Origin of the sequence: Bacillus cereus group sp. MG16, assembly GCF_040459875.1 — a bacterium.
Classification (GTDB): domain Bacteria; phylum Bacillota; class Bacilli; order Bacillales; family Bacillaceae_G; genus Bacillus_A; species Bacillus_A paranthracis.
The window spans coordinates 1,732,588-1,745,711 of sequence record NZ_JARVHE010000001.1; the positions used below are offsets into that span (position 1 = coordinate 1,732,588).

The following is a 13,124-nucleotide window of genomic DNA, read 5'->3' on the forward strand; positions in this document are numbered from 1 at the left end:
GAGGAATAAAAGTGAGTATTTTAAGTGCGAAAAATTTAGAAACAAGTTATGAAAAGCTTACAGTGTTTCGCGATTTAAATGTGGAAATACAAGAAGGAAAAGTAACGACAATTATAGGACCAAACGGGTGCGGTAAATCGACACTGTTAAAAACAATGGGAAGAATTTTAAAGCAAAAGAGTGGTAAAGTATATTTGCAAGGACAGGATTTACATACAATTCCAACGAAAGAAATTGCGAAGCAGTTAGCTTTACTCCCGCAAACTCCAATTGCGCCAGGAGAGCTTAAAGTAGAAGAATTAATTTCTTATGGACGTTATCCACATCGAAATAATGTAAATAAGTTAACTTCAAAAGATAAAGAGATGATTGACTGGGCATTAGATATAACGAAAACTTCTGCATTTCGAACGAGACAAATTGCAAATTTATCAGGTGGTCAACGACAAAAGGTATGGCTAGCAATGGCTTTAGCACAAGAGACAGAAGTGTTACTACTAGATGAACCAACTACATATCTTGATATGTCTCATCAATTAGATGTATTACAAATTGTGGAGAAGTTAAATAAAGAACATAATTGTACGGTCGTTATGGTACTACATGATATTAACCATGCAGCAAGGTTTTCAGATGAAATTATTGCAATGAAGGAAGGGGAAATTGTTACAACTGGTAGTCCAGAAGAGATTATTACAAATGAAGTATTAAAAGAAGTATTTCATATTGATGCACGTGTCATGATTGATCCATATAATGGGTCTCCTGTTTGTTTCGGTTATGATAGCGTTGTATCTCAAGAAGAAAAAGTAGAAATATATGTAACGAGTTAAGAAGGGGGGATATAAGATGAACACTACGATTGAAAAACAGCAGATTATAACATCTAATACAGAACAGTGGAACATGTATTCAAAAATAGAAGGTAAGGAATATCAAATTCATATTTCAAAGCCGAGGCAACCAGCATCGGATTCAGGATATCCTGTCATTTACGTATTAGATGGTAATGCCTTTTTTCAAACATTCCATGAAGCGGTTAAAATACAATCAGTTAGAGCAGAAAAAACAGATGTTTCACCAGCCATTATAGTAGGTATTGGTTATCCAATCGAAGGGGCATTTTCAGGTGAAGAAAGATGTTATGATTTTACGCCTAGCGTAATTTCAAAAGATGCGGCTTTAAAACCAGATGGTAAACCTTGGCCTAAAACAGGAGGAGCACATCATTTCTTTACTTTTATTGAAGAAGAATTAAAGCCGCAAATTGAAAAGAATTTTGAAATTGATAAAGGAAAACAAACATTATTTGGGCATTCACTAGGTGGTCTATTTGCTTTACATATATTATTTACAAACGTAAATGCCTTTCAAAATTATTTTATAAGTAGTCCATCTATTTGGTGGAATAACCAATCTGTGCTTGAAAAAGAAGGAAATCTTATAAATGAATTAAACAATGCAAAGTTTAAAACAAGAGTATTTCTTACAGTTGGTTCACTTGAACGAGAGCATATGGTTGTAGGTGCAAATGAATTGTCAGAGCGCCTTCTCCAAGTAAAACACGATCAGTTTAGATTTATGTTTTATGAAGCAGAAGGAGAGAATCATGCATCTGTTGTGCCGACTTCTTTAAGTAAAGGATTGAGGTTTGTTAGTCACATATAGAAGAGGGAAAAGGTGAGCGATTGCTTACCTTTTTTTCATTATTGTTTAAAAGCAACGTATCCATCAATTAAAAAGCTAGTGAGAAAGCGAGTAATTTAATATAAACGAGAAACATTCAAATAAACATTTGAATGTTTCTCGTTTATAAGGTATACTACATAAATAATCAAATATATATTTGAATAAGAGGTGTTACATATGAGTGAAGAGTATTGTGAACTTTGTTATCATGATGAGCAAAAAGTAAAACATGCAAGTGATATGCTAGAGAAAGAGAATATAAGTAGTGTAGCGAAGATGTTTAAGGCACTTGCAGATGAAACACGTTTAAAAATTGCTTATGCGTTGTATATAGAAAAGGAACTTTGCGTACGTGATGTCGCAAGTATTATTCATAGTAGTATTGCAACAGCTTCACATCACTTAAGACTATTACAAACTATAGGATTGGCGAAAAAGCGTAAAGAGGGGAAACTTGTTTTTTATTCATTAGATGACTCTCACGTAAATGGATTAATTGAATTAGCGTTTAGTCATAGTAGTGAAATAAACAAAAAAGAACTAAATATGTAACAATGCATTTTCATAAAGATACTTCTTTATGAAAATGCAACTTTCAAAGGAGAGGAGATAATAAGTATGGTTAAACTTGTATTAATAAGACATGGACAAAGTGAATGGAATGTTGAAAATCGGTTTACAGGTTGGACGGATGTTGATTTATCAATGAAAGGTATGAAAGAAGCAAGAGAAGCTGGAATAATGCTGAAAGCTAATGGTTTCTCGTTTGATATCGCATATACATCTGTTTTGAGAAGAGCGATGCGTACTTTATGGATTACTCTCGAAGAAATGGATTTGATGTGGATACCTGTTCATAAAACATGGAAATTAAATGAGCGACATTACGGTGCGCTTCAAGGATTAAATAAGGAAGAAACAGCGAGAAAATATGGCGATGAACAAGTAACATTATGGAGACGTTCAACAAATGTACGCCCACCAGCACTTACAAAAGATGACGAAAGATATGAAGCAGCACATCCGAAATATAGAGATGTAAAAGATTATGAGTTCCCTCTTACAGAAGATCTAGAAGATACAGAAAAACGAGTTGTTTCCTATTGGAATGAAGAGATAGCTCCTAACGTAAAAGCTGGTAAACAAGTAATTATAGCAGCACACGGCAATACAATACGTGCTTTAGTAAAACATTTAGATCAAATTTCAGATGAAGATATAGAAAATGTGAACATTTCAACAGGAACACCATTGGTTTATGAATTAGATAGCGATTTAAAACCGATATGCTATTATTATTTAACTAGAGAAATAGAAACTTTAGAAGGAAGTTTGGTATAAAATAAACGTATAAATATACCCTACCTATGTATTGTATATTTATATCGGAGGTGATTTATAGTGTTATATTATACGGTTGTAAATAAAAAGAATTGTGAGGCATGTGGACTATGTATTTCTATAGCACCTGATATATATCAGGTAGACGGAAGAGGAAAATCATTTGGTGTATTAGATAACAACCAAGGAATAATGGGTATTCCAAAAATTTTCTTGCAAGCCATGTTGGCGGCAAGTGACGGCTGTCCAACAAGTTCGATTCAAATAAGAAAAGAGCCATTTGTAAATAAAATAAAAATTTAATAGTGGAATTATGAAAGACAAACAAAATTAAAAGGAGGCATTTATATGGGACATCATCACGGTCACCAACATCATGGGCATGCTCACGGGCATTCCCATGGCCATCATCATTTTGAGGAAAGTAGGAAAGGTAACAGAAAAGGATTAATTACAGCCTTAGTGATTACAGCAACTATCATGTTCCTTGAATTTTTCGGGGGACTAGTTACAAATAGTTTGGCCTTATTATCTGATTCAGGACATATGTTAAGCGATACAAGTTCATTATTATTAAGTTTAATTGCTATTGGATTAGCAGCTAGAACGGTTACTTCTAAAAAAACGTATGGATATTATCGTTTTGAGATTTTGGCGGCATTAATTAATGGAATTACGTTATTTGTCGTAGCAGGGCTTATCGTATGGGAAGCAATTGGTCGGTTTTTTGAACCACCAACTGTTTCAAGTGGTCCAATGATGTTAATCGCATCAATTGGTTTACTAGCAAATTTAATTAGTGCATGGGCACTGATGAGACAAGGTGATGTGAAAAATAATGTAAATTTACGTAGCGCGTATTTACATGTTCTTGGAGATGCTTTAGGGTCAGTGGGAGCATTAGTAGCTGGGGTACTTATGTCGTTATTCTCATGGTATATAGCAGATCCAATTATTTCAGTAGTTGTTGCTTTATTAATTTTAAAGAGCGCGTGGGGAGTAACAAAACATTCCATTCATATACTTATGGAGGGTACACCCGTTGCAATTGAACTAGAGAAAGTGAAGCAAGCGATTAAAGGAGTAGAAGGTGTACGTGATTTACATGATCTTCATATTTGGACAATTACATCTGGATTAGACGCATTAAGTGTCCATGTAATGATTGATAAAAAACAGGATGATCAAGCAGTACTTCAAAATATTATTGATATGTTAAAACAAGAGTTCCATATTGAACATGCTACAATTCAAATTGAAACAATTAACATTAAACATAATGAAATGATTGTCTAATAAAACGCAAACAAAAGGCTATGGAGAAATTCTCCATAGCCTTTTGTTTTGAGAAGTAGAATTGTCCTTTTTGAAAGTTTTGTTTCAACTTTTCGTCTAAAGAGACAAAAAGTTGTCACAATTCGGTCACAATTAGCATAAACATAAAATAGACGAAATGAACTTATTTCCAAAAAGGCTTAGTTTATTTTCATCATGATTCGTAGAGCTGAAAAGCATGGATGAAAAGTTCACTATATTCTCAAGGAGGTAGATCGTATGAAAACTATTCTCGCTATCGCTGGACTTATTTGGGTTTTATCGCATGGTATCCCAATTTATGAAGGAGAACAAATTCGCAGTGCTCTAAATAAAAATTTTAATGAATATCATATCATTGATCGGCAAGATAACGTTGTGACAGTTCGTGTAAATGACTGTTTTCATACGGTAACCGTTGAAGGAACTTCAGTAGTGAATGATACAAAAGTATGTGATCAGCAATAATTATATATAGGAAGAAAAAGTCTCAATTTACATGTGTGAAGATTGAGGCTTTTATATTTGGGAATGAATAATAAGCGGGGATGGAAAATCCTCGCTTATTATTGTTTTTTGAAAAAAGGAAAGGGTATAATGAAAATTAAGACTGAGAAGCTAACAATGTGTTAAGAATAATCATAAAGTGGAAATATACTCATATGGGGTATCATGCATAGGTATTTAATGCTATAATTGGTATACTCGTAAAAGTAATTGTTTTATTGGATGAAGAGAAACTTTAAGAAGGTGATAATATGGGGCATAAAGAGCATGAAGCAGTAACACATAGATCAGAAAAAGAAAAAGAGCAAATTATAAATAGATTGAAGAGAATTGAAGGGCAAGTTCGGGGTATTCAAAATATGATTGAAAATGATCGGTATTGCGTGGATATTTTAGTGCAAATTTCAGCGATTAATGCAGCGATGAAAAAAGTAGGAATGGGTGTATTAAAAAACCATACGAGTCATTGTGTTTCAGGTGCAATTAAAAATGGTAATGGTGACGAAGCAATTGAAGAATTAATGACAGTATTTGAACGTTTTTCAAAAGCGTAAAAACAAGCTAGTGTGTAACTAGCTTGTTTTTTGTTTATCCTTGTATTGGTGTGAAAAAGTGTGTGTAAAATAAACTTTTAGAAAATAATTGAAAAATCATGATAAAAAACCATTGATTACCTTAGGGGGGTATGGTAAGATGTAACTGTGATTAACAAACAATGAATAAACAAGAGGAGGATTTTAAATGGAACAGTTAACATTACAAGTTGAAGGTATGTCTTGTGGACATTGTGTAAATGCTATCGAAAGCAGTGTGAAAGAACTAAACGGTGTTGAGCAAGTGAAAGTTCAATTAGCAGAAGGAACTGTTGAAGTTACTATCGACTCGTCTGCTGTAACATTAAAAGATATTGTTGCTGTAATCGAAGATCAAGGATACGATGTTCAATAATTATTTTTAGATATGGAAATAAATCGTACTTTATAGGAAGTACGATTTATTTTGCTAATAATTATACCTCATAAGGGTATATAGAGGTGAGAGACATGAATGAACAAAAAGAGGTCAATCTTCAAATATCAGGAATGACATGTGCCGCATGTGCAAATAGAATTGAAAAAGGCCTAAAAAAAGTAGAAGGTGTTCATGATGCAAATGTAAATTTTGCACTTGAAAAAACGAAAATAATGTATGATCCCCAAAAAACAAATCCGCAACAATTTAAGGAAAAAGTTGAATCGTTAGGATATGGAATTGTAAGTGATAAAGCTGAATTTACTGTTTCAGGAATGACATGCGCAGCATGTGCCAATAGAGTAGAAAAGCGTTTAAATAAGTTAGAAGGTGTGAACGGGGCGACAGTAAATTTCGCTTTGGAATCAGCTACAGTAGATTTTAATCTTGATGAAATTAATGTAAATGAAATGAAAAGTGCAATTACGAAATTAGGATATAAATTGGAAGTAAAATCAGATGAGCAAGATGAATCAACTGATCATCGCTTACAAGAAATTGAGCGACAAAAGAAGAAGTTTATCATTTCGTTTATTTTATCATTCCCGTTACTGTGGGCAATGGTAAGTCACTTCTCATTTACATCGTTTATTTATTTACCTGATATGCTTATGAACCCTTGGGTGCAGCTAGCTCTTGCAACGCCAGTTCAATTTATCATTGGTGGACAGTTTTATGTTGGGGCTTATAAAGCGTTACGTAATAAAAGTGCTAACATGGATGTTCTTGTGGCACTTGGAACGTCGGCCGCCTATTTCTATAGTGTATATTTAAGCATTCAATCTATCGGTTCTTCGGAACACATGACAGATTTATATTTTGAAACGAGCGCGGTACTTATTACACTAATTATTTTAGGTAAATTATTTGAAGCAAAAGCAAAGGGACGTTCATCAGAAGCAATTAAAAAGTTGATGGGTTTACAAGCAAAGACAGCTACAGTTGTGCGAGATGGAACAGAAATGAAAATTTTAATCGAAGAAGTAGTCGCTGGTGATATCGTTTATGTAAAGCCTGGTGAAAAAATTCCGGTAGATGGTGAGATTGTAGAAGGAAAGTCAGCAATAGATGAATCGATGTTAACAGGTGAAAGTATTCCAGTTGATAAAACAATTGGGGATGTAGTAATCGGTTCTACAATGAATAAAAATGGATTTTTAAAAGTGAAAGCAACTAAGGTAGGAAGAGATACTGCATTAGCTCAAATTATTAAAGTAGTAGAAGAGGCTCAAGGTTCAAAAGCTCCTATTCAAAGGGTAGCAGATCAAATTTCAGGTATTTTCGTACCGGTTGTAGTTGTGATTGCTATTATTACATTTGCAGTGTGGATGATATTTGTTACACCAGGTGATTTTGGCGGAGCACTTGAGAAAATGATAGCAGTACTTGTTATCGCTTGTCCATGTGCATTAGGTCTTGCGACACCTACATCTATTATGGCTGGATCAGGAAGATCAGCTGAGTATGGTATTTTATTTAAAGGCGGAGAGCATTTAGAAGCAACGCATCGATTGGATACAGTTATTCTAGATAAAACAGGTACTGTTACAAACGGGAAGCTGGTGTTAACAGATGTAATTGTAGCAGATGGATTCTATGAAGAAGAAATACTACGTTTAGTAGGTGCGGCAGAAAAAAATTCTGAACACCCACTTGCAGAAGCGATTGTAGAAGGAATTAAAGAAAAGAAAATTGATATTCCAAGTTCAGAAACGTTTGAAGCGATTCCTGGATTCGGTATTGAATCAGTCGTAGAAGGGAAACAATTATTAATTGGTACACGCCGATTAATGAAGAAATTCAATATTGATATTGAAGAAGTTTCTAAATCGATGGAAGAGTTAGAACGAGAAGGTAAAACAGCAATGCTTATTGCAATTAATAAAGAATATGCTGGTATAGTGGCTGTTGCAGATACTGTAAAAGATACTTCAAAAGCAGCTATTACAAGGCTTAAGAAAATGGGTCTAGACGTTGTTATGATTACAGGAGATAATACGCAAACTGCTCAGGCGATTGCGGGGCAAGTTGGTATTGAACACGTAATTGCAGAAGTATTACCAGAAGGAAAAGCAGAAGAAGTGAAAAAACTGCAAGCGCAAGGTAAGAAAGTAGCAATGGTTGGAGATGGAATAAATGATGCTCCAGCACTTGCTACGGCGGATATCGGTATGGCAATTGGAACAGGAACGGATGTAGCGATGGAAGCGGCAGATATTACGTTAATTCGTGGCGATTTAAATAGTATTGCTGATGCAATCTTTATGAGTAAGATGACGATAAGAAATATTAAGCAAAATTTATTCTGGGCACTAGCTTATAATGGCTTAGGAATCCCGATTGCAGCGCTTGGTTTCTTAGCGCCTTGGGTTGCAGGAGCAGCGATGGCATTTAGTTCTGTATCGGTCGTATTAAATGCATTACGATTGCAAAGAGTGAAGTTAAAATAATAAAACTTTAAATCTATAGAGTAATTGCATATGCTTTTAAACAAAAAACAATACTTTGAAATAAGTATTGTTTTTTGTTTATATAGAAAGAACAAAGAAATAATAAAGCAGAAATATTGAATACTAGATGGTAGAAAAGTTAAATGATAGTGTAGTAAGGAGGTTCATATATGTTAAAAGATACGATCATTAGAACATTCCATAAAGAGGATTTAGAACAAGTATTACAGTTGTTCTATGAAACAGTTCATACAATTAATGCAAAAGATTATAACGTGTTACAGCTACAGGCATGGGCACCAGATCAACTAGATAGGGAAAGCTGGTTAAAGTCTTTAGAAAAGAATATTAGTTATGTAGCGGATTATAGCGGTATGATAGTCGGATTTGGGGATTATAATGAGGATCATTACGTAGATCGTTTATTTACACATAAAGATTATCAAGGGAAAAGGATAGCTTCATACATACTACAAAAGTTAGAACAAGAAGCAGTGAACTTGGGGCATAGGGGGATTTATACAGAAGCAAGTATTACAGCAAAACCTTTCTTTGAAAGTAAAGGCTTTATTTGCATAAAGGAACAAAAGAAACAGTATAATGGTCAGATTTTTATTAATTATGTAATGAAAAAAATAGCCCTCTCGTAAACGAGAAGGCTATTTTTCATTATTTTACAGCTTCTTTTAGTTCTTTACCAGCTTTGAAAGCAGGTACTTTAGAAGCTGCGATTTGCATTTCTTCACCAGTTTGTGGGTTACGGCCTGTACGAGCAGCTCTTTCGCGAACTTCGAATGTACCGAATCCGATAAGTTGTACTTTTTCACCAGCAGCTAAAGTGTTAGTGATTGATTCTACTACAGTTTGTACAACTACAGTAGCTTCTTTTTGAGAAATCTCAGCATTTTGTGCTACGTTTTTGATTAATTCTGTTTTGTTCATGTTTTTCACCTCATATGTAAATAATGCTATTTAAGTTGTTATTATAACGTATAAAACATTCGAGAACAAGTGTACGCACATATATTCGTAAAAAAAATGGAATTTGTAATATTTTTCAGGATTGCTATATAGTCGTTTAATTTAAGCGGATACAGATTTTTTCTTTAATTCCGTTTGTTCTTTAGTAGAAGGTAGTTTCTTATTATAAGATATGAAATAAGGTAACGCTACAAATAACATACCTCCTACTAAGTTTCCGAAGAAAACAAAAATGAAGTTTGGAAAATATTCAAACCAAGTTAAATGACCGGAAAAAATTGCAGCTGGGATGACAAACATATTGGCTACAACGTGTTGAAATCCAATTGCAACAAAAGTCATAACTGGGAACCAGATACCGATAATCTTTCCGATAAATTCTTTACTTCCCATACTGAGCCAAACAGCTAAACAAACGAGCCAATTACATCCGATTGCAGAAATGAAAGCTTGTAGTGGTGTATCTTGTAGTTTAGCTTGCGCAACAGAAACTGTTTTCGCTAAAAAAGCGCCCTCTGTTAATCCGACGATATGACCGAAAAAATAAGCAACGAATACAGCACCTATGAAGTTGCTCAATGTAACAATAATTAAATTTCGTATGAAATAAAATAAAGTAATTTTCTTTTGAAGCCAGGCCATGGAAACTGTCATCATGTTACCAGTTACTAGTTCACCGCCTGCAAGAATAACGAGAATAAGACCGATAGGGAATACAGCAGCGCCTAGAAAACTAGTAAATGATCCCCAAGCCTTTGGCATTGTTCCAATAACATGAATATCGAGTAAATACCCTAATGCTATGAAAGCACCGCCAAAAAAACCGAGAATTAGCATAGGGAGTAATGATAAATGAGCTTTTTTTCTTCCGGAATTAGCAGCAAGTTCCGTAATTTCTTCTGGTGTAAATACAGACATGAATAATCTCTCCTTAATAAAATGATAAAAGAATAAATGGAGCATTTTTAAGAATCTATGTATTATAAAAATATGTTATGACTTCTGTATAAATTTGTCAAAGTGAGCAGGGCTGGAATTGAATATAAATAACATTGTTCGTGTTGTCACATTCATGTAACAATAAGGTTTTAAAGTACTTCTAGAGGTGAGAACATGAATACGCATCACGTAAAAGAAGAACAAAAAAAATCAATCGTCAAGATATCTATAATCAGTTTCGTAAGTATAGTAATGATTTCTATAAGTTTGTATTTCTATGCGACAGAAATAGAACGAAAACTAGTAACAGTTACGTGGAATGAAATAGAATCTTCTACAATTCCTAAAGAGTTTCATAATAAAAAAATATTGCAGTTCTCAGATGTACATTTAGGACCAGAATTCACACTGAAACAATTAGAAAATTTGGTGGAGAAGATAAATGCATTAAGTCCAGATGTAGTAGTTTTCACAGGGGATTTAATAGATAAGTTTGGATCGTATAAAGCCGAAAGAGAAGAAGCGAAAGGGATTTTACAAAAAATACATGCATCCTTAGGGAAATATGCAGTGTTTGGGAATCATGATAGGGGCGGTGGAGGTAGTTTATTTTATAAAAAATATATGGAGGAAGCTGGTTTTTCTGTATTAGTAAATGAAGTGCAGAAAATTAAAGCGGAAAACGGCAAATATATTACTATATCAGGTTTGGATGATTTTTTATTAGGTAAGCCGCAATTAGACTCGACTTTAAAACATGTAAGGCAACAAGATTTCAATATGCTCTTAGTACATGAGCCGGATGTTGTAGACAAAGTAGCACGTTATCCAGTTGATTTTCAAATGTCAGGCCATAGTCACGGAGGACAAGTTCAAATTCCTTTTATCGGTCCATTCATTACGACAAAACTAGCTGAGAGTCATGTTGAAGGTATGTATGAAGTAGAGGGGAAGAATAAGCCGTTATATTTATATGTAAATCGTGGTATTGGGACAACCCGAATGCCTGTTAGATTTTGGAGTGTACCGGAACTTTCAATATTTGTGTTAAAGCAAAATAGTAACTAATGTATTCAATTCCACATCATCATTCTCAATTTGATTTTGATGAACGAGCGATGTTAATTGGTGGTAAATTACTTTTAAGTCGTATAGATAATTATGTAAGAGGTGGAAAAGAATCTCTTCATCATGTAGAAGTGAAAAAGTAATTTGTATAAATAAAAAACAACAATAGGTTACATAACCTATTGTTGTTGAGTATGTTGATTAAAACAAACTGAAGTAATTTCATAATGTCATATGCCCCTTAGGTTAAAAACTAATGATGAAGATTAATTTCAGGGTATATGGATGCTAACTAAATCAGTATAATCGTTCATCATCCATTCTTTTTTCTGGTTATAAAAAACATTGAGGATGAGAAATTTAGGTAATATAAATTAAAAAATAAGGTAGATGTTTTTGATTGTCTAAAATGTTTTTCAAAAAAGAAAATTAATTGTATATTTTGTCATAATAAGAATTTACTTTTAAAACTTGATCAATAGCGATATTAAAAAGCTCTTTTGGATTCGGATTTTTAGTTCGATGATTCAGAAGAGTTTTTAATTTATAGATGTTTTTGTTAATTATATACAAAAAAATCAAAAAACAAAATTTATATATAAATCGGTTGAAAGAATAGAGGGAATTTTCTTTAGAAGGGCATTTTTAGTTGAGTTTAAGATATAGATATAATTGAACAAAGAAGTTAATGAGATATAGTACATCACACAGGTGAGAGGGATTTATAGATGAAGATTTATAATAATACTCGCTGTTATAATTGTGGAAATTTACATTTTTTAGTTTAAAACATAGCTGAAATGAGGTTATATATTATAAATGACAATAATTTCTATATAAAAGAAAAAAATTACATGGATTTTTTTACCTTTTGTGATAAAATATTAATCGTTAAGTTTATATGTATTATAAAATGAATAAAATGTTTATTCATGGATAGACATGATATAAAACTATTTTGAAGGCGGAGGGAAGTGAGATGGACCTAGATACCAAGAGGTTTATCTATATTTTAGAACAAAAAATAACTACTTGTATGGAAAAAGTATCAAAAGCAATTTATTGTAGTGAGAAAAAACAGTTCGATCGAATTATTCAAGATAATTTGAGTGATATTAAAATAATGATTAGTTTGACTCAAGTGTATATGTTAATAGACAAAGAATCTTCAAAAGACTTAAGACAACTCCAGAGCAAACTAATTCAAGAGCGTATATATATTGAGAAGGAATTTCCTACATCAAAAGGTGAGATTAGAAGAATGGTTAACAAAATTTAAATTTTGTTATTTCAACAATAATTAATTTTGTATTAAGTTTAATTTTAAGGTAGATAAAGTTTAATTATCGTATTTAAATTGACAGATCATTAAAGAATCAAATGCCAATGCCTTTCTTAAACATAAATTTTGAAATAGGCCACAGCTACGAAAGATTCATAAAAATTAAAATAGAAATAGTTGACAATTAAAGTAATAAATGGAAAAATAAACTATAATGATATAAAATTTCTTTTACTTGAGAGGGTTGATATCAATGTATTAATAAATAAAAATTGATGTAAGATGATAATAATTTAAAATACCTTGTGTTTTCAGTTGAGTAACTAGTTATTGAAAATAATATAGCATGCAGGGCTACGAAAAAAGCATAGCAAATATATTTTCATACTCAATATGTATGCTTTTTAAGAAGGTTAATACTCTGCATATGCTGGAACATTTTATGATAAAGGACAATATGCCAAAAATTATTAAAGCTACTTTTCATAAAGATGTTTTTCTGGCAACAAAATTTTACGGGAATTGAGAGGATGAATGTTCAA

16 protein-coding genes are annotated in these 13,124 nt (G+C 32.8%); 14 read left to right on the forward strand and 2 right to left on the reverse strand.

Features of this window, described 5'->3' with window-relative positions; translation table 11 throughout:
- The first annotated feature begins 11 nt into the window (after nucleotides 1-11).
- The 11 genes from QCI73_RS09035 (at nucleotide 12) to QCI73_RS09085 (ending at nucleotide 8,962) form a co-directional block, all read left to right on the forward strand.
- Nucleotides 12-833, forward strand: coding sequence for an ABC transporter ATP-binding protein (locus tag QCI73_RS09035; protein WP_098777269.1), 822 nt, complete (start codon nucleotides 12-14; stop codon nucleotides 831-833).
- A 16-nt stretch (nucleotides 834-849) separates the two neighbouring features.
- A complete protein-coding gene (locus QCI73_RS09040; protein ID WP_353822779.1) occupies nucleotides 850-1,668 on the forward strand; it encodes an alpha/beta hydrolase in 819 nt (272 codons plus the stop codon).
- 198 nt (nucleotides 1,669-1,866) lie between these two features.
- Nucleotides 1,867-2,241 carry an ArsR/SmtB family transcription factor gene (locus QCI73_RS09045; protein WP_353822780.1) on the forward strand — a complete coding sequence of 125 codons (375 nt, stop codon included), beginning with the start codon at nucleotides 1,867-1,869 and terminating at the stop codon, nucleotides 2,239-2,241.
- A gap of 66 nt (nucleotides 2,242-2,307) precedes the next feature.
- Nucleotides 2,308-3,030: a 2,3-diphosphoglycerate-dependent phosphoglycerate mutase gene (gpmA, locus tag QCI73_RS09050; protein ID WP_353822781.1), complete on the forward strand. Its 723-nt coding sequence runs from the start codon at nucleotides 2,308-2,310 to the stop codon at nucleotides 3,028-3,030.
- A 60-nt stretch (nucleotides 3,031-3,090) separates the two neighbouring features.
- On the forward strand, nucleotides 3,091-3,333 hold the full coding sequence (locus QCI73_RS09055) for a ferredoxin (RefSeq protein ID WP_098946749.1): 243 nt from the start codon (nucleotides 3,091-3,093) through the stop codon (nucleotides 3,331-3,333).
- A 45-nt stretch (nucleotides 3,334-3,378) separates the two neighbouring features.
- Nucleotides 3,379-4,326, forward strand: coding sequence for a cation diffusion facilitator family transporter (locus tag QCI73_RS09060; RefSeq protein WP_353822782.1), 948 nt, complete (start codon nucleotides 3,379-3,381; stop codon nucleotides 4,324-4,326).
- A gap of 258 nt (nucleotides 4,327-4,584) precedes the next feature.
- Nucleotides 4,585-4,812 (forward strand): hypothetical protein, encoded by a 228-nt coding sequence (locus QCI73_RS09065; protein ID WP_000849103.1) that lies wholly within the window; start codon nucleotides 4,585-4,587, stop codon nucleotides 4,810-4,812.
- A gap of 290 nt (nucleotides 4,813-5,102) precedes the next feature.
- A complete protein-coding gene (locus QCI73_RS09070) occupies nucleotides 5,103-5,405 on the forward strand; it encodes a metal-sensing transcriptional repressor (RefSeq protein ID WP_000509877.1) in 303 nt (100 codons plus the stop codon).
- Nucleotides 5,406-5,592: 187 nt separating this feature from the next.
- Nucleotides 5,593-5,799, forward strand: coding sequence for a copper chaperone CopZ (copZ, locus tag QCI73_RS09075; protein WP_000436973.1), 207 nt, complete (start codon nucleotides 5,593-5,595; stop codon nucleotides 5,797-5,799).
- Nucleotides 5,800-5,894: 95 nt separating this feature from the next.
- Nucleotides 5,895-8,312 carry a heavy metal translocating P-type ATPase gene (locus QCI73_RS09080; protein ID WP_353822783.1) on the forward strand — a complete coding sequence of 806 codons (2,418 nt, stop codon included), beginning with the start codon at nucleotides 5,895-5,897 and terminating at the stop codon, nucleotides 8,310-8,312.
- Between the two features lie 170 nt (nucleotides 8,313-8,482).
- Nucleotides 8,483-8,962 (forward strand): GNAT family N-acetyltransferase, encoded by a 480-nt coding sequence (locus QCI73_RS09085; protein ID WP_353822784.1) that lies wholly within the window; start codon nucleotides 8,483-8,485, stop codon nucleotides 8,960-8,962.
- A gap of 19 nt (nucleotides 8,963-8,981) precedes the next feature.
- Here QCI73_RS09085 and QCI73_RS09090 read toward each other — a convergent pair whose 3' ends face one another.
- Nucleotides 8,982-9,254, reverse strand: coding sequence for an HU family DNA-binding protein (locus QCI73_RS09090; RefSeq protein WP_001043904.1), 273 nt, complete (start codon nucleotides 9,252-9,254; stop codon nucleotides 8,982-8,984).
- A 141-nt stretch (nucleotides 9,255-9,395) separates the two neighbouring features.
- Nucleotides 9,396-10,211: a formate/nitrite transporter family protein gene (locus QCI73_RS09095; RefSeq protein ID WP_353822785.1), complete on the reverse strand. Its 816-nt coding sequence runs from the start codon at nucleotides 10,209-10,211 to the stop codon at nucleotides 9,396-9,398.
- Between the two features lie 195 nt (nucleotides 10,212-10,406).
- Between QCI73_RS09095 and QCI73_RS09100 the strand changes: the two genes are divergently transcribed.
- The 3 genes from QCI73_RS09100 to QCI73_RS09110 all read left to right on the forward strand — a co-directional run bounded on the left by QCI73_RS09100 (nucleotide 10,407) and on the right by QCI73_RS09110 (nucleotide 12,579).
- On the forward strand, nucleotides 10,407-11,300 hold the full coding sequence (locus QCI73_RS09100) for a metallophosphoesterase (protein WP_353822786.1): 894 nt from the start codon (nucleotides 10,407-10,409) through the stop codon (nucleotides 11,298-11,300).
- Nucleotides 11,300-11,443 (forward strand): hypothetical protein, encoded by a 144-nt coding sequence (locus tag QCI73_RS09105; protein WP_353824137.1) that lies wholly within the window; start codon nucleotides 11,300-11,302, stop codon nucleotides 11,441-11,443. Before QCI73_RS09100 ends, QCI73_RS09105 begins: the two co-directional genes overlap by 1 nt.
- A gap of 836 nt (nucleotides 11,444-12,279) precedes the next feature.
- Complete coding sequence (locus QCI73_RS09110; protein ID WP_332280062.1) at nucleotides 12,280-12,579, forward strand: hypothetical protein; 300 nt, start codon at nucleotides 12,280-12,282, stop codon at nucleotides 12,577-12,579.
- The last annotated feature ends 545 nt before the right edge of the window (nucleotides 12,580-13,124 follow it).

Coding starts and splice junctions, on each gene's coding strand:
- QCI73_RS09040 (WP_353822779.1), top strand. CDS start 850: ATGAACACTACGATTGAAAAACAGCAGATTATAACATCTAATACAGAA.
- QCI73_RS09045 (WP_353822780.1), top strand. CDS start 1,867: ATGAGTGAAGAGTATTGTGAACTTTGTTATCATGATGAGCAAAAAGTA.
- gpmA (WP_353822781.1), top strand. CDS start 2,308: ATGGTTAAACTTGTATTAATAAGACATGGACAAAGTGAATGGAATGTT.
- QCI73_RS09060 (WP_353822782.1), top strand. CDS start 3,379: ATGGGACATCATCACGGTCACCAACATCATGGGCATGCTCACGGGCAT.
- QCI73_RS09065 (WP_000849103.1), top strand. CDS start 4,585: ATGAAAACTATTCTCGCTATCGCTGGACTTATTTGGGTTTTATCGCAT.
- QCI73_RS09070 (WP_000509877.1), top strand. CDS start 5,103: ATGGGGCATAAAGAGCATGAAGCAGTAACACATAGATCAGAAAAAGAA.
- copZ (WP_000436973.1), top strand. CDS start 5,593: ATGGAACAGTTAACATTACAAGTTGAAGGTATGTCTTGTGGACATTGT.
- QCI73_RS09080 (WP_353822783.1), top strand. CDS start 5,895: ATGAATGAACAAAAAGAGGTCAATCTTCAAATATCAGGAATGACATGT.
- QCI73_RS09085 (WP_353822784.1), top strand. CDS start 8,483: ATGTTAAAAGATACGATCATTAGAACATTCCATAAAGAGGATTTAGAA.
- QCI73_RS09090 (WP_001043904.1), bottom strand. CDS start 9,254: ATGAACAAAACAGAATTAATCAAAAACGTAGCACAAAATGCTGAGATT.
- QCI73_RS09095 (WP_353822785.1), bottom strand. CDS start 10,211: ATGTCTGTATTTACACCAGAAGAAATTACGGAACTTGCTGCTAATTCC.
- QCI73_RS09100 (WP_353822786.1), top strand. CDS start 10,407: ATGAATACGCATCACGTAAAAGAAGAACAAAAAAAATCAATCGTCAAG.
- QCI73_RS09105 (WP_353824137.1), top strand. CDS start 11,300: ATGTATTCAATTCCACATCATCATTCTCAATTTGATTTTGATGAACGA.
- QCI73_RS09110 (WP_332280062.1), top strand. CDS start 12,280: ATGGACCTAGATACCAAGAGGTTTATCTATATTTTAGAACAAAAAATA.